20 protein-coding genes, 1 tRNA gene and 1 riboswitch are annotated in these 20915 nt (G+C 47.6%); of the genes, 9 read left to right on the plus strand and 12 right to left on the minus strand.

What is annotated here, in order from left to right; genetic code table 11:
- Positions 1-4: 4 nt before the first annotated feature.
- The 8 genes from nth to J4N45_RS12340 all read right to left on the minus strand — a co-directional run bounded on the left by nth (position 5) and on the right by J4N45_RS12340 (position 7222).
- On the minus strand, positions 5-646 hold the full coding sequence (gene nth / locus J4N45_RS12305; RefSeq protein WP_252011610.1) for an endonuclease III: 642 nt from the start codon (positions 644-646) through the stop codon (positions 5-7).
- A gap of 99 nt (positions 647-745) precedes the next feature.
- Positions 746-1435: an electron transport complex subunit E gene (locus J4N45_RS12310; protein ID WP_252011611.1), complete on the minus strand. Its 690-nt coding sequence runs from the start codon at positions 1433-1435 to the stop codon at positions 746-748.
- On the minus strand, positions 1435-2064 hold the full coding sequence (gene rsxG / locus J4N45_RS12315) for an electron transport complex subunit RsxG (protein WP_252011612.1): 630 nt from the start codon (positions 2062-2064) through the stop codon (positions 1435-1437). The genes J4N45_RS12310 and rsxG overlap by 1 nt, the downstream gene beginning before the upstream one ends.
- A gap of 4 nt (positions 2065-2068) precedes the next feature.
- Entirely contained in the window at positions 2069-3115 is a 1047-nt protein-coding gene (gene rsxD / locus J4N45_RS12320) for an electron transport complex subunit RsxD (protein WP_252011613.1), read from the minus strand.
- Entirely contained in the window at positions 3115-5760 is a 2646-nt protein-coding gene (gene rsxC, locus J4N45_RS12325; protein WP_252011614.1) for an electron transport complex subunit RsxC, read from the minus strand. The genes rsxD and rsxC overlap by 1 nt, the downstream gene beginning before the upstream one ends.
- Before the next feature lie 8 nt (positions 5761-5768).
- Positions 5769-6350 carry an electron transport complex subunit RsxB gene (gene rsxB, locus J4N45_RS12330; protein WP_128648622.1) on the minus strand — a complete coding sequence of 194 codons (582 nt, stop codon included), beginning with the start codon at positions 6348-6350 and terminating at the stop codon, positions 5769-5771.
- Positions 6350-6931 carry an electron transport complex subunit RsxA gene (gene rsxA / locus J4N45_RS12335; protein WP_042476631.1) on the minus strand — a complete coding sequence of 194 codons (582 nt, stop codon included), beginning with the start codon at positions 6929-6931 and terminating at the stop codon, positions 6350-6352. The genes rsxB and rsxA overlap by 1 nt, the downstream gene beginning before the upstream one ends.
- A gap of 215 nt (positions 6932-7146) precedes the next feature.
- Positions 7147-7222, minus strand: a tRNA-Asn gene (locus tag J4N45_RS12340).
- A gap of 488 nt (positions 7223-7710) precedes the next feature.
- Between J4N45_RS12340 and uvrB the strand changes: the two genes are divergently transcribed.
- From uvrB to J4N45_RS12355, 3 genes are all read left to right on the plus strand, one after another.
- Positions 7711-9741, plus strand: coding sequence for an excinuclease ABC subunit UvrB (uvrB, locus tag J4N45_RS12345; protein WP_252011615.1), 2031 nt, complete (start codon positions 7711-7713; stop codon positions 9739-9741).
- A 133-nt stretch (positions 9742-9874) separates the two neighbouring features.
- Positions 9875-11269, plus strand: coding sequence for a quorum-sensing sigma-54 dependent transcriptional regulator LuxO (luxO, locus tag J4N45_RS12350; protein ID WP_252011616.1), 1395 nt, complete (start codon positions 9875-9877; stop codon positions 11267-11269).
- Complete coding sequence (locus J4N45_RS12355) at positions 11266-11616, plus strand: Hpt domain-containing protein (RefSeq protein WP_252011617.1); 351 nt, start codon at positions 11266-11268, stop codon at positions 11614-11616. The genes luxO and J4N45_RS12355 overlap by 4 nt, the downstream gene beginning before the upstream one ends.
- A gap of 44 nt (positions 11617-11660) precedes the next feature.
- On the opposite strand, the gene J4N45_RS12360 is transcribed toward J4N45_RS12355, so the two are convergent.
- A complete protein-coding gene (locus J4N45_RS12360; protein ID WP_252011618.1) occupies positions 11661-12548 on the minus strand; it encodes a YvcK family protein in 888 nt (295 codons plus the stop codon).
- A 170-nt stretch (positions 12549-12718) separates the two neighbouring features.
- A riboswitch (molybdenum cofactor riboswitch) is annotated at positions 12719-12868 on the plus strand.
- On the opposite strand from J4N45_RS12360, the gene moaA reads away from it, so the two are divergent.
- From moaA to moaE, 5 genes are all read left to right on the plus strand, one after another.
- On the plus strand, positions 12857-13846 hold the full coding sequence (gene moaA / locus J4N45_RS12365) for a GTP 3',8-cyclase MoaA (RefSeq protein ID WP_252011619.1): 990 nt from the start codon (positions 12857-12859) through the stop codon (positions 13844-13846). (Overlaps the previous riboswitch by 12 nt.)
- 47 nt (positions 13847-13893) lie before the next feature.
- Positions 13894-14406 (plus strand): molybdenum cofactor biosynthesis protein B, encoded by a 513-nt coding sequence (gene moaB / locus J4N45_RS12370; protein ID WP_042476651.1) that lies wholly within the window; start codon positions 13894-13896, stop codon positions 14404-14406.
- 15 nt (positions 14407-14421) lie between these two features.
- Positions 14422-14901, plus strand: a complete 480-nt coding sequence (gene moaC / locus J4N45_RS12375; RefSeq protein WP_128648620.1) for a cyclic pyranopterin monophosphate synthase MoaC — start codon at positions 14422-14424, stop codon at positions 14899-14901.
- Complete coding sequence (gene moaD, locus J4N45_RS12380) at positions 14898-15143, plus strand: molybdopterin synthase sulfur carrier subunit (protein WP_252011620.1); 246 nt, start codon at positions 14898-14900, stop codon at positions 15141-15143. Before moaC ends, moaD begins: the two co-directional genes overlap by 4 nt.
- A 1-nt stretch (position 15144) precedes the next feature.
- Positions 15145-15600 carry a molybdopterin synthase catalytic subunit MoaE gene (moaE, locus tag J4N45_RS12385; protein ID WP_252011621.1) on the plus strand — a complete coding sequence of 152 codons (456 nt, stop codon included), beginning with the start codon at positions 15145-15147 and terminating at the stop codon, positions 15598-15600.
- 97 nt (positions 15601-15697) lie between these two features.
- On the opposite strand, the gene J4N45_RS12390 is transcribed toward moaE, so the two are convergent.
- The 3 genes from J4N45_RS12390 to J4N45_RS12400 form a co-directional block, all read right to left on the minus strand.
- Positions 15698-16036 carry a HopJ type III effector protein gene (locus tag J4N45_RS12390; protein ID WP_252011622.1) on the minus strand — a complete coding sequence of 113 codons (339 nt, stop codon included), beginning with the start codon at positions 16034-16036 and terminating at the stop codon, positions 15698-15700.
- Positions 16037-16214: 178 nt separating this feature from the next.
- Complete coding sequence (locus J4N45_RS12395) at positions 16215-17018, minus strand: Cof-type HAD-IIB family hydrolase (protein WP_252011623.1); 804 nt, start codon at positions 17016-17018, stop codon at positions 16215-16217.
- Positions 17019-17099: 81 nt separating this feature from the next.
- Entirely contained in the window at positions 17100-17876 is a 777-nt protein-coding gene (locus J4N45_RS12400; RefSeq protein WP_252011624.1) for a family 16 glycosylhydrolase, read from the minus strand.
- Positions 17877-18233: 357 nt separating this feature from the next.
- On the opposite strand from J4N45_RS12400, the gene J4N45_RS12405 reads away from it, so the two are divergent.
- Positions 18234-20912 carry a nitrate reductase gene (locus J4N45_RS12405; RefSeq protein ID WP_252011625.1) on the plus strand — a complete coding sequence of 893 codons (2679 nt, stop codon included), beginning with the start codon at positions 18234-18236 and terminating at the stop codon, positions 20910-20912.
- Positions 20913-20915 lie beyond the last annotated feature (3 nt).

The raw sequence follows: 20915 nt of genomic DNA on the forward strand, positions 1-20915 counted from the left end.
AATATTAATTGTCTGGATAGACTTTATCTTTGAACTCACATAAATCTTCAATAATGCAGCTGCCGCAGCGCGGTTTGCGGGCGACACAGGTATAGCGTCCGTGAAGGATCAACCAGTGGTGCACATCGAGTTTAAATTCTTTTGGAACGACTTTGAGTAGTTTCTCTTCCACATCGTCGACGGTTTTACCCATCGCGAACTTAGTGCGGTTTGAGACGCGGTAGATGTGGGTGTCTACGGCGATAGTTGGCCAGCCAAAGGCGGTGTTGAGTACTACGTTGGCGGTTTTGCGTCCTACGCCGGGTAGGGCTTCTAACGCTTCGCGGTTTTCTGGAACTTCACTATCGTGTTTTTCAATAAGGATCTTGCAGGTCTTGATGACGTTTTCGGCTTTTGAATTAAACAGGCCAATAGTCTTGATGTACTCTTTGACGCCATCAACGCCGAGCGCAAGAATATCTTCTGGTGTATTCGCGACCGGATAGAGTTTATCTGTAGCTTTGTTCACACTGACGTCGGTTGCCTGCGCAGAGAGGAGAACGGCGATGAGCAGTTCAAATGGTGAGCTCCAGTTAAGCTCTGTCTCTGGATTGGGATTGTTCTCGCGAAGCCGCTCTAGAATCTCTTTTCTTTTAGTGTTGTTCATTTGCTGACTAATTCTTCCGCTGATTGCTTGTACTCAGTGTCTGAGTATCCAGTATGTTTTTATTATAAAAATGCCCGAAAACATCGGGCATGAAAAGCTTTAGTTGGTGACGCGTACGCGTTCAATCTCTGGTTTTTCTTGTTTTGGTTGGCGCTGCTCGATTTGTTTATCGATAACGTTCTTAAGCGCAATTAAGAAGCCGACGCCGATAAACGCGCCTGGTGGCAATAGTGCCAACAGGAACTGGCTATCAAATTGGAATACTTCAATTCGAAGCGCTGCTGCCCAGTCACCAAGCAAGAGGTCGGCACCATCAAATAACGTCCCGTTACCAATCAGCTCACGCATTGCGCCAAGAACGACCAGAGCAGAGGTCATGCCCATACCCATCCAGAAACCATCCAGTGCCGCTGGACCAACCGCGTTCTTGGAAGCAAAGGCTTCGGCACGACCAATAATTATACAGTTGGTTACGATTAGGGGAATGAAGATACCCAGCGACAAGTAGAGGCCGTAAGCGTAAGCATTCATTAGTAGCTGAACGCAGGTTACCAGCGCTGCAATAATCATCACAAAGACTGGAATACGGACTTCTTTTGGCACATAGTCTCGCACCAACGAAACAGTAACGTTTGAACCAACCAGTACCAAAAGCGTCGCCAAGCCCAAACCAAGCGCGTTGGTCACGGTTGATGATACGGCTAGCAGTGGGCACAGACCCAGCAGCTGGACGAGGGCAGGGTTGTTATCCCACATTCCGTTTTTTAGCAGTTCTTTAGACGTTGCCATTATTCACCTCCACAATTAAGCGGTTGGCTTAGAATGGAATCGCGATTGGTGTTCACGTATTCCACGGTGTTTTTTACGGCTTTAACCACGGCACGCGGCGTGATGGTTGCACCGGTAAAGGAATCAAACTGTCCGCCATCTTTGCGAACTGCCCAATCCCCTAGATTGTCTTCAGTGACTTGCTTACCAGCAAAACCAAGAATCCAATCGGTAATTCTAAGGTCGATTTTATCACCCAGCCCCGGCGTTTCTTGATGGGCTAATACTCGTGTACCAAGAATAGTACCAGCAGTGTCTAGGCCGATAATCAGCTTTATTGCACCGTTGTAGCCCTCTGGTGCAATAGTCTCGATGGCCAGTGCCGTCGGTTCATTGTTGACGGTTGCAATGTAGACAGGTTGTGCCTGATTGGTGCCCAGTGCTGGGTTACTTACTAGGGTACAAGCGGCATACAGTTCATTATCGTGCAGATCATGAGGAATCACCTCATTGAGCGTGGCTTGAAGCTGTGCTCGCTCTTGGCGAACGATTTGGTCTTTGGTTAAGTACTGGGTAACCGCGACTAAACCTGTTGAAGCACAGGCAAAGATAGCAAGCGTCAAGCCGTTTTTTCTGATTGCGTTCAACATGGTATCAATGTCCGTAGGTTCTTGGTTTAGTGTAGTAATCGATCAGTGGCACACACATGTTGGCAAGAAGAACGCCAAACGCCACACCATCAGGGAAGCCACCCCAAGTTCGGATCACAAAGACCATCAAACCGATAAAGGCACCAAATATAAGTCGACCTTTCACTGTCGTTGACGCGGAAACAGGGTCAGTTGCAATGAAAAATGCGCCCAACATAGTCGCACCGGAAAGTAGGTGCAGTAGTGGTGAACCTGTTTCACCCGGCAGAACCAAAGCAAAGAACCCGCTGACGACAGTCAAAGACACAAGCATCGCGACTGGGATGTGCCATTGGATGATGCGCAGTTTTAGTAGAACCAATCCACCAAGAAGGTAGGCAAGGTTTACCCACTCCCAGCCAACGCCAGCAAGGCTGCCGAAAATAGGTTGCTCGAAGACTTCAGTTGACGTATTGCCGTTGCTAATACCGGTTTTGAACGCATCAAGCGGCGTCGCCATCGTGATGCCATCAATGCCGGTTCTGATCTGCTGAAGCGAGTAGCCATCCGCATCAAAACCACCAAAAATCAGTGAAAATGCATCTGCAAAACTCACTGGCTCACTAGAGATAGCGTTTGGTGCAATCCAGCTTGTCATTTCCACAGGGAAAGAGATAAGCAAGACTACGTACGCCACCATAGCCGGATTAAACGGGTTTTGTCCTAAGCCACCATAAAGGTGCTTGGCGATAACGATAGCGAAGACCAGACCAATGGCCACAATCCACCATGGTGACAGTGGAGGGATGGCAATCGCCAACAGCCATGCAGTGACTAGTGCACTGTAATCACGAAGCGCTAGTGATGGCGAGCGCTTACGAAGAAGCATAATTGCCGCTTCTAAACCAAGTCCAACAACAATAGCGAATGCAAGTTGAATTAGCGTTCCCCAACCGAAGAAGTAGGTTTGAGCAACCAAACCAGGCAAAGCGCACAGCGCTACACCTTTCATTAAGTCTGGTGTACGTTTGCGGCTATGTGCATGTGGAGAGCTAGCTATAAAGAACGACACTAGTTGTTCTCCTTATTTTTTTCTTGTTCGAGTTTTCGTGCTTTAGCTCGCGCAATCGCTGCGGCGACCGCGGCTTTCTTTGGATCTTCCGTCTCAGGAGAATTCGAATCAGAGGCTGTAGTTTGACTGTCTACCTCTGGCGCTGCAGCTTGTGCTGCTTGCTTGCGAGCTTTTGCTCGGGCAATTGCAGCAGCCACAGCCGCTTTCTTCGGATCGTCCGATTCAGGCTCAGCTGTTTCACTTTCTACATCCGGCGTGTCAGCTTGCGCTGCTTGCTTGCGAGCTTTTGCACGAGCAATGGCAGCGGCCACAGCCGCTTTCTTCGGATCTTCTGATTCAGGTGCAGCTGTTTTACTATCTGCTTCCGGTGTGTCAGCTTGCGCTGCTTGTTTGCGGGCTTTAGCACGCGCAACTGCAGCAGCAACGGCCGCTTTTTTCGGGTCATCCGATTCAGGCGCAGCGGTTTCACCGTCTGCTTCCGGTGTTTCAGCTTGCGCTGCTTGTTTGCGAGCTTTTGCTCGGGCAATTGCAGCAGCCACAGCCGCTTTTTTCGGGTCATCCGATTCAGGTGCAGCTGTTTCACTGTCTACTTCTGTTGCTTCAGCTTGTGTCGCTTGCTTACGAGCTTTGGCACGAGCAATTGCTGCGGCAACGGCCGCTTTCTTTGCATCGCCCGTTTCGGCTGCAGGTGATTCACTCTCTGAGCTTGAGGTTTCAGCTTGCGACGCTTCTTTTCGTGCTTTCGCCCGCGCTATCGCCGCGGCAACCGCATCTTTTTTCGCACTTTGCTCATTCGACTCAACATCGCCTGCTGATTCCGCAGCTTGTTGCTGAGCCGCTTTTTTCGCTTTGGCTCTTGCCAGCGCTGCGGCTATTGCGGCTTTCTTAGGATCTTGCTCAGTATTACCAGCGTCATTCTCAACAGCGTTTGAGTCCGTGGTTTTTTGCGCTTTGCGCTCTCGTGCTTGACGTTTGCGCTCTTCGCGCAGTTTTGCCATTTCGGAGTTATCAGGTTCAGCCTGACCTTGTTTCGCCGCTTCTGCTTGTTTTGCTTTCGCACGAGCAATCGCTGCAGCGACAGCCGGTTTGACTTCGCTAGTTGTATCAGCGCCTGCTTTCTGTGCTTTAACTCGCTCTATTGCTGCGGCAATGGCGTCGTCACCACCGCTAGATTTCATTTGCTTGCGGCGATCGTCTGCTGCTTTCTTGAAGCGGTTCTCGCGCTCAGCTTTATCACGCTCTAGACGTGCTTTTTTCTCTTCAAAACGAACCTTGGCACGCTCTGCTGCTTCTGACTCTGCTTTACGTGTGCGTATCTCTGCTTTTGCTTGACGATAGTACTGAACTAGTGGAATTTCGCTTGGGCAGACAAACGCGCACGCACCGCACTCAATGCAGTCTTTAAGGTTGAGCTCTTCACATTTATCGTATTCTTGCGATTTGGCATACCATTGCAGTTGCTGTGGCAACAAAGATGCAGGGCAGGCTTCTGCACACTGACTACAGCGGATACAGGCTATCTCATGAGAGCGAGGGTCTATTTCTCTAAACGTCGGCGCCAAAATGCAGTTAGCGGTTTTGGTGATCGGTACATTCGCATGCGGCAAGGTGAAGCCCATCATAGGGCCACCCATGATTAGGCGCTGAGATTTCTTATCTGCTTTGTAGCCAAATTCATCGAGCAGGGCCTGCACTGGCGTGCCAATCAATGCCCAAACATTGCGTGGTTTCTTGAAGGTTTTACCCGTAAGAGTCACCACACGTTCAACAAGTGGCTCGCCGTCGCAAACAGCACGTTTAATCGCGTAAGCCGAACCAATATTTTGCACCATCAAGCCAATATCAGCCGGAATGCCACCAACAGGTACCTCCAGGTTGGTTAGGATCTTAATGAGCTGCTTTTCACCACCAGAAGGATACTTCGTTGGAATGACTCGAATAACGATATCTTCGTCAACTGCTGCCATTTCCAGCGCTTTGATCGCTTCTGGTTTATTGTCTTCGATACCTATGATAGTGAGCTTTGGCTTTAGGACATGCTTAAGGATATTGATCCCTTCAATCACCTCTTGCGCAAAGTCTTGCATTAAACGATCGTCAGCCGTGATATACGGTTCACACTCGGCGGCATTGAGGATCAGGATCTCGGTACGCTGCAAGCCAGACTGGATCTTTTTGGCCGTCGGGAAACCGGCACCACCCATGCCAGAGATACCCGCCAAGCGAATCTTCTCGATAATGGCGTCGGGTTCGAGTTCGGTAAAATCGGCAACTGGATCGAGCGCAATCCATTGGTCTTGTTGGTCTGATTCAATAACAATGCATAGATCGCTAAGACCAGACGGGTGCGCAATAGTGCGAGGCTCAATTGCTGTGATAGTCCCCGAGGTTGGTGCATGAACAGGCAACATAAATGCCGCATTCACTTGGCTAAGCGGTTGTCCCTTAAGCACTCGGTCGCCAACGCTGACCAAGATATCGCCTGGTTTACCAATATGCTGTTTAAGGGGAATGACTAATTCGTTTGGAACTGACGCTTTAACAATTTCGCTCTGATTAGACTGCTTCTTATTTTCTTGTGGGTGCACGCCACCTGGGAAATCCCAAAGAGAGCCAGTTTTAATCTGTTCGATGAGTGATAACATAGTGCTCCCTATTTACCGTTTAGTTCTGTAGTTGGTTCGGTAATATTGACGACAGGGATAGCATCCATTTGCCATTTCCATGTATCAGCTGTGGTTTCAACGGGGATCATTTCAATACAATCAGTTGGACAAGGTGCAACACAAAGATCGCAACCCGTACACTCATCCTTGATAACGGTATGCAGGGCTTTCGTGCCCCCCACAATGGCATCTACAGGGCAGGCTTGAATGCATTTAGTGCACCCAATACACATGTCCTCATGAATAAACGCCACTTTCTTAATCGATTTTTCAGCATCGTGAGCAGAGTCCTCGACTTCAACGCCCATTAAGTCTGCCAGTTTTTCGATAGTAGGTTGCCCACCCGGAGGACACTTGTTAATAGCATCACCGTTGGCGATAGCTTCCGCGTAAGGGCGGCAACCTGGGTATCCACATTGACCACATTGCGTTTGCGGAAGAATACTGTCGATTTGGTCAACGATAGGATCGGCTTCTACCTTAAATTTGATAGAGGCGAAACCCAGCACAGCACCAAAAAGGCCTGCGAGAATGACGACGGCAATGATAGCGATAAGGATGGTAGTCATTACAATTTCACCAACCCTGTAAAGCCCATGAACGCCAGTGACATGAGACCTGCGGTAATCATGGCAATCGATGCACCTTTAAACGGTGCAGGGACGTCGGCCGCTGCAATACGCTCGCGCATAGAAGCGAACAGAATGAGCACCAAAGAAAAACCGACAGCCGCGCCGAATCCATAGATGATAGATTCAATAAAGTTGTGGTTTTCATTGATGTTAAGAAGTGCAACACCGAGAACCGCACAGTTGGTCGTGATCAGCGGTAGGAAAATACCGAGTAGACGATAGAGTGTAGGACTCGTCTTGTGCACGACCATTTCTGTGAACTGAACCACCACGGCAATCACCAGGATAAAACTCATGGTTCTGAGATATTGAATGCCGAGCGGAACCAGAACATAGGTTTCCACCAAATAGGCGCACACAGAGGCTAGCGTCAGTACGAATGTCGTCGCTAGGCCCATGCCAATTGCTGTCTCGAGTTTTTTCGACACGCCCATAAACGGGCACAACCCAAGGAATTTTACCAGTACGAAATTGTTGACGAGTACCGTACCCACCAACAACAAGAGATATTCGGTCATAATAATAAGTGTAAAGAGCTCCGATCCCAATATTATCCTGTTTTGAGCGGTGAATAACAACCTGCGAAATCTATGGTTTTGCTTGTTTGTACGAAAAGTATAAGCGTTCGGGCTAAAAACGAAAAAAGCCATGTCGTTTGACACAGCTTTTGAAGGAGATTTCTGTTTAGCAGATACGAAAAAGCCGCGTCTTACGACACGGCTTATTCTGAATTTGGCTCCCCCTGCGGGACTCGAACCTGCGACATACGGATTAACAGTCCGCCGTTCTACCAACTGAACTAAGGGGGAATTGCTTAAAGCGGGGCGAATCTTAGCTATCCTAGATGTTTGAGTCAACGGTTTTTTTGAAAAATCACTAGAAAAAAAGATCCAAAAATTGCTTTACTTTTCTGAGAGCCTTGTGGGTGTTGAGCTTGTTTTACTTATCCACCAAATTTGTGGATAAATGTGTTAATTGTACGGGGTCAATTCAGAATTTGAGTAATTACTCACTTATCAGCTTGTGAATAACTGATTCTTAAGTCAATTAAGTTGATAATAAACAGTTATTTACGAATGCTCTTGAGAAAAGTATCAAAAGTGAGAATGAGGATGTTCACAGCGTATAATTGGTTGATTGGGGAAAAACCGTGGATGAATTTGCGATTAACGTTTGGAGCTAGAGCTTGGCGGGGCGATTACGATAGCAAATATGGTTGATAAAAGCGAGCATTTTAGTTGCAAAATTAGGCGACTAGCGTTGAAATACTAGGGTTGCAGATAAGGGATAGAAACACATGGCAAAACACTTTGATTTGGTTTCCGATTACCAACCATCTGGCGATCAGCCTACCGCTATCGCTCAACTCGTAGATGGGCTTGATTCAGGTTTGGCACACCAGACTTTGCTCGGTGTGACAGGTTCAGGTAAAACCTTCACGCTTGCTAATGTGATTGCACAGGCTCAGCGCCCTGCTATTTTGCTAGCGCCTAACAAGACACTCGCGGCACAGTTGTATGGTGAGATGAAGGCTTTCTTTCCGAATAATGCTGTCGAGTATTTCGTCTCATACTACGACTACTACCAACCAGAAGCGTACGTTCCGACCACCGATACTTTCATCGAAAAAGACGCATCAGTAAACGCTCATATTGAGCAAATGCGATTATCAGCAACCAAAGCGCTGCTTGAGCGTAAAGACGCCATCATCGTCGCATCTGTATCCGCGATCTATGGTCTGGGTGATCCAGACTCCTATTTGAAGATGATGCTTCACGTGACTCGTGGCGCGGTCATCGACCAGCGAGACATTTTACTTCGCTTAGCTGAGCTCCAATATTCACGAAACGATGTAGCGTTTGAACGTGGACAGTTCAGGGTTCGCGGTGAAGTCATCGACATATTCCCGGCTGAATCGGATCAAGAAGCGGTGCGTTTGGAGATGTTTGACGATGAGATCGACTGCATCAGCCTGTTCGACCCTCTTACTGGTGTGATCACTCAAAGAGATATTGCGCGTTACACCATCTATCCGAAGACACACTACGTAACACCAAGAGAACGCATTCTTGATGCTATTGAAGAGATCAAGAAAGAACTCGTTATCCGACAAGATTACTTAAAAGAGAACAATAAACTGCTCGAAGAGCAACGGATTTCGCAGCGTACCCAGTTCGATATTGAGATGATGAACGAGCTTGGTTTCTGCTCTGGCATCGAAAACTATTCTCGTTACTTAAGTGGTCGTAAAGAGGGTGAGCCGCCTCCGACGCTATTTGATTACTTACCAAAAGACGGTTTGTTGATCATCGACGAATCCCACGTGACGGTTCCACAGATCGGGGCCATGTACAAGGGTGACCGCTCTCGAAAAGAGACGCTGGTGGAGTTTGGTTTCCGTTTACCTTCAGCATTGGATAACCGTCCTATGAAGTTCGAAGAATTTGAGATGATTGCGCCGCAAACCATCTTTGTTTCGGCAACGCCAAGTGCTTACGAGCTGGAAAAATCCAACGGCGATGTAGCGGACCAAGTAGTGCGACCTACAGGTCTGTTAGACCCCGAAATTGAAGTGCGCCCGGTGGCGACTCAGGTTGATGATTTGCTGTCAGAAGCAAAAGCGCGAGCTGCGATTGATGAGCGTGTTTTGGTCACAACGCTGACTAAACGCATGGCGGAAGATCTGACGGAATATCTCAATGAGCATGGCGTGAAAGTTCGCTATCTGCACTCAGATATCGATACCGTGGAGCGAACCGAGATTATTCGTGATTTGAGGTTGGGTGAGTTTGATGTCTTGGTAGGGATCAACTTACTTCGAGAGGGTCTAGATATGCCAGAGGTTTCGCTGGTGGCGATTCTCGATGCCGATAAAGAAGGCTTTCTGCGCTCAGAGCGCTCTTTGATCCAGACTATCGGTCGTGCGGCCCGTAACCTCAAAGGCAAGGCAATTCTTTATGGTGACACCATCACCAAATCAATGAAGAAAGCTATTGATGAAACCAATCGTCGCCGTGAAAAACAGCATGCTTATAATGAAGAGCACGGTAAAGTGCCGACTGCGCTAAAACGTAATATCAAAGATATTATGGAGATAGGCGGCGCAGTGAAAAGTGGTAAGCCTAAAAAAGGCAAACAGGTACCACTGTCGAAGGTGGCCGAGCCGTCGCAGGCTTATGTGGCGCTATCTTCTCAAGATCTTGAGAAGCAAATACTCAAGCTCGAAGGCGAGATGTACCAACATGCTCAGAACCTTGAGTTTGAGTTGGCAGCCGAAAAACGTGATGAAATAGAGAAACTTAGACAGCACTTTATTGCAAACAGTTAACAAGCTAGGAGCAGTCTGCTAGGCTGCTCAGGTTTTAAACTGCAAAATAAAAATGGTTTTTACCAGCCAATAATTGCAAAATGCGAATATGCTTATAAAGCAAACATAACAAAACAACAGTTAGCTAGGATTTATGCAACCTTTAATCGACGAGCCGAAGTCTCGCTACCTATTAATGGTAGAAGATACTGCCTCCGTTGCTGCGTTGTATCGCTCGTACCTTTCTCCTTTGGGGATCGATATCAATATCGTTGGCAATGGCCGCGACGCGATTCAAAGCTTAGAGCATCGGACGCCTGATCTAATACTTCTCGACCTGCGTCTTCCCGACATGACAGGTATGGATGTGTTGGACGCAGTAAAAAAATTCAATCCCGATGTGCCGATCATCTTTATGACGGCGCACGGTTCTATCGATATTGCGGTAGACGCGATGCAACACGGGGCGCAAGACTTCTTGATCAAACCCTGTGAGGCAGACCGTCTGCGCGTCACGGTCACCAACGCCATCCGCAAAGCCTCTAAGCTGCGTGATGAGATCAATGATACCGGCAGCCCGAGTTATCAAGGTTTTATCGGTAGTAGCCAACCAATGCAAGCCGTTTACCGTACCATCGATTCTGCCGCATCCAGTAAAGCCAGTATTTTTATCACAGGCGAAAGTGGTACCGGTAAAGAGGTATGCGCAGAAGCCATTCACGCGGCGAGTAAGCGTGGTGATAAGCCGTTCATCGCCATTAACTGTGCTGCAATTCCTAAAGATTTGATTGAGAGTGAACTGTTTGGTCACGTGAAAGGCGCTTTTACCGGCGCGGCGGTAGACAGACAAGGTGCGGCAGAGCTCGCCGATGGAGGAACCCTATTCCTCGATGAGCTGTGTGAGATGGATCTTGACCTACAAACCAAGTTATTGCGATTTATCCAAACAGGTACGTTCCAGAAGGTTGGTTCTTCTCGAATGAAGAAAGTGGATGTGCGCTTCGTGTGTGCAACCAACCGAGATCCCTGGAAAGAGGTACAAGAAGGGCGCTTTAGGGAAGATTTGTACTATCGCTTGTACGTTATCCCACTGCACTTGCCACCACTTCGCGACCGTGAAGAGGATGTAATCGAGATTGCCTATTCTCTTTTGGGCTTTATGTCCCATGAAGAAGGCAAAAGCTTCGTTCGTTTTTCGCAAGACGTGATTGAGCGATTTATTCAATATGAATGGCCAGGTAACGTACGTCAGTTGCAGAATGTGCTTCGAAATGTGGTGGTGCTGAACCATGGCAAGGAAATTACCTTGGACATGCTACCTCCACCATTGAATATACCCGTCGTCGTAAGTAAGCCCGCAGCTACTATTACGTCGTCATTTGGTCCTCAAGATATACAGCCGTTGTGGCAAACTGAGCGCCGTACCATCGAGCAGGCGATTGAAGCGTGTGATGGAAATATTCCTCAAGCTGCTAAGTACTTAGATGTTAGTCCATCGACTATCTACAGAAAAATCCAAGCATGGAATGCGAGTGAGAACAACGTATGACACTTATGAATCGAGAGCGAGTCGATCAGCTTACTAAGGAAATTGGACCTGACAATATTCCAATTCTTTTGGGAATTTTTACCGGCGAATTAGTGACGTATCAAGAGCAGCTTTCTTCAGGTGCGCTAGAAGATAAGCTAACCCAGCTGGCGGAAATTTGTCATGCGCTTAAAAGCAGCGCGGCAAGTTTTGGAGCGGAACCGCTATGTCAGTTAGCTATCGAGGTCGACACCTTATCCAAGCAGAATACTCTGCCTCATGACCAAGCATTAATCGACAAAGTACTGGTGTTACTCGACAGAACGCACTCTACTTACGTATCGTTTTTAGCTGAGCTGGAATCATAACAAAGGGCTGTGTTTACACAGCCCTTTTTCGATGCTCACTTCGATTATTGCAACAGTGATTCTATCGCGGCTTTGAGTTTTGAACGGTCGTGACGCCAATCTCTATTTGGTGATGCAAGCGGCAAAGTGACGCAATTCCATTCTGAATAAATGTCAGGATGCGCTTCTTCTCCCAGGATAACGTCGAGCTTTCTACCTTGTAGGGCACGCTCACACCATTTCAGTTTTTGCTCTAGCGTCATGCGACCCGCAGGACCATATTCAGGCGATAGGTTCTCCACAAATACCACCTTTGCATCGGTGTTCTTGGCTATGGCATAGCTTAAGTCCGCTAAAAGTAGTGGAGGCATGATGCTGGTCAGGAAGCTACCGGGACCGAGAACAATGCAATCGGCCTGTGCAACGGCGTCTACTGCTTCCTTTGTCGCGGGAACAAAAGGTTCTAGATCAAGGCGCTGTAAGTCTTGTTCCATCTCATCAACTGACGTTTCGCCCGTCACCCATTTACCATCCACCGACAGTGCTTTTAAGTCTGAAGGATGCTCCGACATGGGGATTATATTGACGTCCACTTTCAAAAGGTCACGGATAAGCTCAATGGCTTCCAGAGGTCGAACGGATAAGTTGTCGAGCGCCGTCAGCATAAGGTTGCCAAGATTGTGACCGTTTAGATCTCCAGTTCCTTTAAAGCGGTACTCAAACATCATTGAACCAATGGATGGGTCGGTAATGAGCTGGTTGATACAGTTGCGCGTGTCTCCCCATGCAATGCCACCTTGGCACTCACGAATGCGACCAGTCGAACCACCATTGTCTGTAGTGGCCACAATGCCGGTAGCATTGGAGCCAAAATCTTTGAGTGCAGCCAACATTCTGCCAAGTCCGTGGCCCCCGCCAATCGCCACGACTTTTTTTGATGAATATATGCTCATCTTATTCTTCTTTTATGTTATCGAGTTGTCGTAACATAGGGTAAATTGTTCATTTACGATACTCAACTATAATAAAAATGACGAATAAGTAAGGTTTTTTGATTAGAGAACTGGAAAACCCCGTCGTTATTAAGTATTTTAATCGCACGCTGTTAATGCTCCAAGAGCGTTAATTGCCATAACTCCGAGCTCACGACGCTAAGTCTTATGATGAAATCATTCAAGATAAGCGTGTTGAGCCAGTGACAGATTGGTCACAAGGGCTTGATTGGAAATGATCACGCCTCCCGTGTTTGGAAAGGTGTTCCGTGGCGCAACAATTCGAAGATAAATTCCATCGCAAGTTTTATTACTTGCGCTTGTCGGTTACAGATGTCTGTAATTTCCGATGTACATACTGCCTCCCTGATGGCTACAAACCACCTGGTCAAAAAAGACCGGCATTTTTGACGCTACCTGAAATTAAGCGTGTCGTAACTGCGTTTGCAGATTGTGGTACGTCGAAGGTGCGTATTACTGGTGGTGAGCCGAGCCTCAGGAAGGACTTTCCTCAGATCATTGAAACGGTCGCTAATACTCCGGGTATCACTAAAGTCGCAACGACGACGAATGGCTATCGCATGGCGAAGCAAGTGGATACTTGGCAGCAAGCGGGTTTGACACACATTAACGTCAGTGTCGACAGCTTAGATCCACGCATGTTCCATCAGATCACTGGTGAAAATAAGTTTACCGAGGTGATGGCTGGTATCGACCGTGCGTTTGAGATTGGGTACGAGCAGGTCAAGGTGAACGTTGTATTGATGAAAGATCTCAATGCAAAAGAGCTGCCTTCGTTCCTCAACTGGATCAAAGACCGTCCTATTCAACTTCGGTTTATCGAACTCATGCAGACGGGTGAAATGGACGAATTGTTCCAAAACCACCATGTTTCGGGTGTCGATATCCGCAACCAACTTATCGCTAACGGCTGGATACTCAAGGCGCGTCAGAAAAACGACGGTCCTGCACAGGTATTTGTTCATGCCGATTACAAAGGCGAAATTGGGTTGATCATGCCGTATGAGAAGAACTTCTGTGAAAGTTGTAATCGCTTACGTGTTTCCGCCATGGGCAAGCTGCATCTTTGCTTGTTTGGCGAACATGGTGTTGAGCTACGCGACTTGCTGCAAGAAGACGCTCAAGAGCAAGCGCTGATCGAGCGCATCCAAGCACAATTACAGACCAAGTCGGTCAGTCACTTCCTACATGATGGTAATTCGGGAATGACGCCTCACTTGGCATCTATCGGCGGCTAATTCTAGCCGTTGACGTTACGTTTACAGTTTTTATAGGGTGAAAAATCATGGGTCACGCAGAGAGCAAATTTGTGCCTGCGAATATCGCAGTGCTAACCGTTTCAGACACACGTACTGAAGAGAACGATACGTCGGGTCGTTACCTCGTAGAGAACTTACAGGAAGCGGGTCACACGCTTGCGGACAAGAAAATCGTTATTGATGACATCTACCAAATTCGCGCTGTAGTCTCACAGTGGATTGCGGATGAAAGCGTGCAAGCGGTGATGATTACTGGCGGTACTGGCTTCACCTCTCGCGATAGTACACCAGAAGCGTTGGTTCCTCTGTTCGATAAGCAAGTAGAAGGTTTTGGTGAGCTATTCCGTGCGGTTTCGTATGAAGAGATCGGCACCTCTACCATTCAATCGCGAGCGATTGCAGGCTTTGCGAATCACACGGTAATTTTTGCTATGCCAGGTTCTACCGGCGCGTGTCGCACTGGTTGGACGAAGATCATTAAGCAGCAGCTAGATGCGAGCCATCGTCCATGTAACTTTATGCCTCACCTAACTAAGTAATTGTTGAGGTAAACCATGTCGGAATTTACTCATATTAATGCATCGGGCGAGGCCAACATGGTCGACGTCTCGGCAAAAGCAGAGACGGTTCGAGAAGCGCGAGCGGAAGCTTTCGTCCATATGGCACCAGAAACGCTGAAAATGATCACCTCTGGTAATCATCACAAGGGTGATGTGTTCGCGACAGCGCGCATTGCTGGTATTCAAGCGGCAAAGAAAACATGGGATTTGATCCCCCTGTGTCACCCGTTGTTGCTGTCTAAAGTAGAAGTGCAGCTTGAAGCGCTTGAAGATGAGAACAAAGTGCGCATCGAATCCGTCTGTAAACTAGCAGGCAAGACAGGTGTTGAGATGGAAGCACTAACCGCAGCATCTGTTGCCGCTCTGACGATTTACGACATGTGCAAAGCGGTTCAAAAAGACATGGTCATCGACAGCGTTCGATTGTTGGAAAAAACTGGCGGTAAGTCAGGACACTTTAAGGTCGAATCATGATTAAAGTACTCTTTTTTGCACAAACTCGAGAGCTAGTGGGCGTAGACAGTGTCGACCTAGACATGGATTTTGCTACGGTTGAAGACATTCGTGCCCACTTGGCGACACAAGAAGGTAAGTGGGATCTGGCTCTTGAGCAAGGCAAGCTGCTTGCTGCCGTCAACCAAGATATCATGCCTCTCGATTCTGCTGTGAAAGACGGCGATGAAGTCGCTTTCTTCCCTCCCGTCACTGGGGGTTAATATGACTATTCGAGTATCTGTTCAACGTGAAGATTTCTCTGTCGGTGACGAGTATGAAGCATTGGCGCAGGGTACAGCCTCAGGCGCTATTGTGACTTTCACAGGCAAAGTGCGCGACATGAACTTGGGTGATAACGTGGTTGGCATGTCACTTGAACACTATCCAGGAATGACAGAGCGTTCTTTGGAAAAGATCTGCGATGAAGCGGAATCACGCTGGATGCTAAATGGAATTCGCGTTATCCACCGCGTTGGTGACCTTGATGCTGGCGACCAGATTGTATTTGTTGGTGTCTCCAGTGCCCACCGTGGCAGTGCTTTTGAGGCGTGTGAGTTCATTATGGACTATCTGAAAACCAAAGCACCATTCTGGAAGAAAGAGCGCACGACAGAGTCAACTCGCTGGGTGGAGTCTCGGGACTCTGATGCACAGGCTGCTGAGCGCTGGCAGAAGTAGCAAAACGATATTTATCGGCAAACGAAAAAGGGAGTAAGTGTGAACTTACTCCCTTACTTTTATCGGTTCATACCTTCAATACAAACCAACTAAAATTCTATTTAGCAGTCAAAGCAACGCCATCAAAGCGAATACCAGCCCAGCCGTGTTTGATAAAGTTACGGATGTTTGCGTGGTCATTGCCGGTAGGGTTTTTAAGTACATCATCACGGTAGTACTGACCAAAACACGCTAGCGTGGATTGCTCATCCAGTTCCTTGATTTTCGCAAAAGCAAAAATCTTACAAGAGCCATTGTTTTGGCCTGCTTGGTTCTGGGTTTCGCCGTTAGTAAAGCTGACTGGGCTGAACTCAAAATGCTCGTCAATAACCTGCATCGTCTGTTCAAACATGACGTCATTCGGTTGTGTTGCCAGCAACTCTAGAAACTTTTCCATTTTTCTTTTCCTTCGATATTGTTCCGAGTCGGTACTATATCATCAGACAATTGAAAATTGGGCAGGAAGCGAGAAAAACTGAAAGGGAAGGGGAAAGGCTCGTTTTAGCTTTGATTAAAAAGGGGCTCACGCTAATCTCGAACCCCTGTTAATTGTTCAGTTGGCGACTTCGATAACCTTACTGCTGGTTATCTAAAAAGTCGTATACCGCGCTAATTACGCCAAACTCAGTGTTACTTGGTGCTGAAAAGCGCGCAATTTCTTTGACACCTGGGTGTGCATTTTCCATTGCGTACGAGTAATAGCTCTCTTTAAGCATTTCTGCATCATTAAAGTAATCACCAAAACTCATGGTTTGTTCATACGTGAACCCCATCGTCTGCTGCAGGTGACGTATCGCCGCACCCTTAGAGGCGACCTTGTTCATAACATCAAGCCAAATTTTCGCACTCACCACAACTTGGAAGTTATCACCGAATGCAGGTCGGATTATTGGCTCAATCTGTTCCGCTGAGCCATTGAAGTTAAGCACTGCGATCTTGATGAACTCGTCGTCAACGGTAAGCAAATCCTCAACGTACTCGCAGCGATGGTAATACTTGCTAATTTCTTCGAGTGCAGTTGGATCCTGAGTCTCAATATAAGCCCCTTTCTTGCCGCATAAAACGATGAATGCATCATTAATGCTTCGAGCTTTGTTGATGATCGATGGTACTGAATCACTATCGAGTGTGCAGCTATAAAGTTCTTTGCCTTGATGCATCACCAGCGTGCCGTTTTCCGCGATGAACAACATCTCGTCTTGATAGCCTTCAAAGGTGTCGTAAAGGCTGTAGTACTGACGACCAGAGGCAGCTGCGAATAGAATGTTTTCATTCTTTAGTCGTTGGAAAAACTCTGGGAATGCAGGTGGCAAATTGCTGTTTTCGTCTAGCAATGTGCCATCCATGTCGGTGGCGATGAACTTAATAGTGTCGGTCATAGGTCGCTATGTATGGTGTTTGAGTGAACAAGGACAGGAGTATACTCAAATTCAAAGTTGCAGGCAGTAAATTACGGTGTCTTATTCATTATTCTTACATCTAGACCTTGTGTATTTGAAGTTTCGAAAGTACGCGGAATGCTCGAGCCCAGTGGTTTCATCGTAAGTGCCTGCCCAGTTAGAAATCTGTGGATTAGTAGCCCACACATTCATCATAATTCTAAGCCTGCTATCTGATTTCATCGGGATGGGTTGGTCGTCGGTATTCCTAACGCGATAGACGAGCTCACCATCAATAAACCACTTGATGGTGTTTTTATTCCATTCGATAGCATAAGTGTGAAAATCTTCTGAGGCATCAAAGTCCAGATAATGGATGTACTCGTTGTGCTGTTCGTAGTTGTCATCGTTGGTCCAAAAGTTCAGTTGAACCAGATTGGTGTTCATACCCAAAAACTCAATGTCTATCTCATTGTGAATTCCGTTTCCACCTTCAGGCTGGTCGTAGGGGCCTGCAAACAGAAAGAAAGCGCTCACGACACCATCGGCTTTAACCGGTTTCATTTCGACTTCGAAACAGCCGTTACCATAATAGCCATAGCTTCTTATTTCCCCTGAAACGACATCCTTGTAGCCGTGATCATCGATGATGTTTTTTAGCGTTAGGGTCAAGCCTTCGTTGCTGAATAGCGCTTGCTCTTTAGTCCAGCGGTTCAAAAACGGAAAGCCATTCTCCCAGCCGTCGGCGAGAAACCAAGTTTGATTGTCGAGTTCGGTGAGAGGGTCACTAAAACTGGCTCCCATTGCAATGGCTGGCGTCATCAAACCCGCTGCCAAATAAGTAAGTGGCTTAACCATGTCTCAATTCCTTTTGACGAGTAACCTAGACAGTTTAGGTGTGTAAACGGAAAGCTCAATGTAACGGGTGTCTAGTATGTGAGAATTTGCACAATAGCATGCACCACTTTGGTGCTTTAGAAAGCGCGATAACAGTGAGGTAGAGAGTGTGTCTCTCATTAAGTTATTGAAAAATATAATTTCTATTTGTTGGACTCAAATTTGCATTGACTTGTTTAACAAAAGCTCAGCGGATAACTCAATGGTTATCACCGTACTGAAGTGAACAAAAATCTAACTCGTCAATGGCAAAGGCGCCTCTTCTTGTAACAAGGAGAGGCGCCTTTTTGTTGATATAGCCTGGCTAAAGGAGACGTTATGAAGCCGAGAAGTGTCAATACAACATGTCCATATTGTGGTGTCGGTTGCGGCCTCGTCGCAAAATGTGTCAGTAATCCAAAAGATGCTTCGACTAAAGGGGATCTTAACCATCCAGCGAATACGGGAGCCTTGTGTGTAAAAGGCTCATCGCTCGATGATAGCCACACCGGACCCGCTAGGCTTCTTTATCCAAAGATCAATGGCAAACAAGCCTCGTGGCAAGAAGCGATCGACACGATTGCGACACGATTTCACGATATTAAGCAGCAGTATGGCGCCGACGCCTTGTCTATGTACGTCTCAGGTCAGTTACTGACGGAGGATTACTATGTAGCAAACAAACTCATGAAGGGTTATGTCGGTACAGCGAATATTGATACCAACTCAAGGTTATGTATGTCCTCTGCCGTTGCTTCCCATGTGCGTGCCTTTGGTGAGGATGTCGTTCCCGTTAATTATGCTGATCTCGAACTTGCCGAGATGATTGTTTTGGTGGGTTCAAATGCGGCGTGGACACACCCGATTGTATTTCGTCGTATCCAGCAGGCGCGTGAGTCGAACCCAAACCTTAAGCTGGTGGTGATCGATCCGCGTAAAACCATGAGTGCTGAACAAGCAGACCTCCACCTTCCTTTGGAGTCTGACAGTGATGTTGACCTATTTATGGGGCTGGCAAGGTATTGTTTGGATACTGGCGCTTTGGATAGCGACTATATCGCTGAACATACCCAAGGTAGTGAAGCCCTGCTTGACGCTGCGAAGCAAGTGACATGCTCGTTGGAGTCGGTCGCGGAAAAAACTCAAGTAGATAGAACACGCCTGAAGCAGTTTTATCATTGGTTCGCCACTAAAAAGAGAGTCATCACCCTCTATTGTCAGGGCGTTAACCAAGCCGAGAACGGGACAGACAAGGGCAACGTTATCATTAATGCCCATCTGCTGACTGGAAAAATTGGCAGAGAAGGTTGTGGCCCGTTTTCTATTACCGGGCAGCCGAACGCCATGGGAGGGCGTGAAGTTGGTGGCTTAGCGAACCAACTCGCGGTTCACCGAGGATTTGATCAAGCGTCCATTGATGCAGTAAAAGCCATTTGGCGTGCGCCTAATATGGCGACTAAACCTGGCCTCAAGGCGGTCGACTTGTTTGATGCCATCGAAAAAGGCGGGGTGAAAGCGGTTTGGATCATGGCAACCAACCCAGTGGTGTCACTGCCACAAAGCCACAAAATTAAGCGCGCTCTTAAGAAATGTGAGCTTGTGATTGTCTCCGATATCTGTGTGGATTCCGATATTGCTCAGTACGCAGATATTATCTTGCCAGCAGCAGGCTGGGGTGAGAAACAAGGCATGGTTACCAACTCTGAACGCATGATGTCGAGACAGCGAGCCTTCTTGCCACTGCGTGGTGAAAGCAAGCCCGATTGGTGGGCGGTGTCTAAAGTGGGTCAAGCGCTGTGTGAGCTAATGAAGGTGGAAGATGGATTTGACTACGAGAGTGAGTATGACATTTTCAAAGAGCATGTTGAGCTCTCCTCTATCAATAGTGACAGTCCACAACTGTTTGATCTAAGTGAACTAAGTGCATTGTCGGCAGTCGATTATGCCCAATGGCAGCCTAAGCAATGGCCGCTCGATGGTAAGCGTCCGTTCTCAGATGGGCAATTCGCAACGCCAAATGGCCGCGCGAATCTTATCGTCCCCGCAGACTCATTGAGCCTAGCCACTCGAGGTCAGCATCAGTTTGTGCTCAACACGGGCCGAGATAGAGACCAGTGGCATACCATGACACGCACCGGCTTCGTGCCTGCTCTGACGCAAAAAGAAACAGAGCCAACGGTATATCTAAACCCGCTTTCGATAGAACGTGCAGCGCTTAAAACGGGGCAATTGGCTCGACTTGTCGCTCCAGAAAGCCGTGCAGAGATTGTGGTTCGTGTTAAAGAAGACGATGGCTTAGGATTGCATAGTGTTTACCTCTCTATGCACTGGGCGGGAGAGTTTGGTGCAGGCAGCGGCGTCAACCATGTCACTGATTCTGTGGTCGACCCATTCTCAGGCCAACCGGCGTTCAAATCGTCGGTCGTTGAGATCGAACCCTTTGCCATCGGTAGTTACTTCGTCGCGATTGGCGAGAACGCTGACAAGCTGGGTGATATCGCGGACTTTTCTTCGATGCAGATTACTGAAGGTGAGGGGCAAAGCCGCAATCTTTTGCGCTACGCTTCAAAATCGGTGTTGAGCAAACAAACATGGACTCAGGCGACGGACGCTGCGTTAAATGGCAAGCTGCTTGTGATGGATACGGAGCATGGCTGGGTAACGCTAAGCTGTGCCAATGACGCCGCTCTCACGGTAAAAAGCTTTGTTCAAGTAGAGGATAAGGCGTTTGACGCTGATGTAGCGCAAATTACTCAACTTATTGGTCAGCCGTTTTCGCTTTCTAAAACCCTGAAAGCGATTCAGAACGAAGCACCGAGTAAGCTCGTTTGCAGCTGTTTTCGAGTCACAGAAAAGCAGATTGTCGATGCGTTGCAAACGCAAAACCACACCACTGTCGCCCAGTTGCAAGGGCAGCTTAAATGCGGAAGTAACTGTGGTTCGTGCCTGCCAGAAGTAGAGAAGTTGGTGAATCAGCATCACCAACAGTCAGAACAAATTGATGTCGTTGTGAAGTAAGGA

The organism is Vibrio sp. SCSIO 43140 (assembly GCF_023716585.1).
Lineage (GTDB): Bacteria > Pseudomonadota > Gammaproteobacteria > Enterobacterales > Vibrionaceae > Vibrio > Vibrio maritimus_B.

Coding starts and splice junctions, on each gene's coding strand:
- J4N45_RS12355 (WP_252011617.1), top strand. CDS start 11,266: ATGACACTTATGAATCGAGAGCGAGTCGATCAGCTTACTAAGGAAATT.
- J4N45_RS12310 (WP_252011611.1), bottom strand. CDS start 1,435: ATGGCAACGTCTAAAGAACTGCTAAAAAACGGAATGTGGGATAACAAC.
- J4N45_RS12360 (WP_252011618.1), bottom strand. CDS start 12,548: ATGAGCATATATTCATCAAAAAAAGTCGTGGCGATTGGCGGGGGCCAC.
- nth (WP_252011610.1), bottom strand. CDS start 646: ATGAACAACACTAAAAGAAAAGAGATTCTAGAGCGGCTTCGCGAGAAC.
- J4N45_RS12405 (WP_252011625.1), top strand. CDS start 18,234: ATGAAGCCGAGAAGTGTCAATACAACATGTCCATATTGTGGTGTCGGT.
- J4N45_RS12400 (WP_252011624.1), bottom strand. CDS start 17,876: ATGGTTAAGCCACTTACTTATTTGGCAGCGGGTTTGATGACGCCAGCC.
- uvrB (WP_252011615.1), top strand. CDS start 7,711: ATGGCAAAACACTTTGATTTGGTTTCCGATTACCAACCATCTGGCGAT.
- moaB (WP_042476651.1), top strand. CDS start 13,894: ATGGGTCACGCAGAGAGCAAATTTGTGCCTGCGAATATCGCAGTGCTA.
- moaD (WP_252011620.1), top strand. CDS start 14,898: ATGATTAAAGTACTCTTTTTTGCACAAACTCGAGAGCTAGTGGGCGTA.
- rsxC (WP_252011614.1), bottom strand. CDS start 5,760: ATGTTATCACTCATCGAACAGATTAAAACTGGCTCTCTTTGGGATTTC.
- J4N45_RS12390 (WP_252011622.1), bottom strand. CDS start 16,036: ATGGAAAAGTTTCTAGAGTTGCTGGCAACACAACCGAATGACGTCATG.
- rsxG (WP_252011612.1), bottom strand. CDS start 2,064: ATGTTGAACGCAATCAGAAAAAACGGCTTGACGCTTGCTATCTTTGCC.
- moaE (WP_252011621.1), top strand. CDS start 15,145: ATGACTATTCGAGTATCTGTTCAACGTGAAGATTTCTCTGTCGGTGAC.
- moaC (WP_128648620.1), top strand. CDS start 14,422: ATGTCGGAATTTACTCATATTAATGCATCGGGCGAGGCCAACATGGTC.
- J4N45_RS12395 (WP_252011623.1), bottom strand. CDS start 17,018: ATGACCGACACTATTAAGTTCATCGCCACCGACATGGATGGCACATTG.
- luxO (WP_252011616.1), top strand. CDS start 9,875: ATGCAACCTTTAATCGACGAGCCGAAGTCTCGCTACCTATTAATGGTA.
- rsxA (WP_042476631.1), bottom strand. CDS start 6,931: ATGACCGAATATCTCTTGTTGTTGGTGGGTACGGTACTCGTCAACAAT.
- rsxB (WP_128648622.1), bottom strand. CDS start 6,350: ATGACTACCATCCTTATCGCTATCATTGCCGTCGTCATTCTCGCAGGC.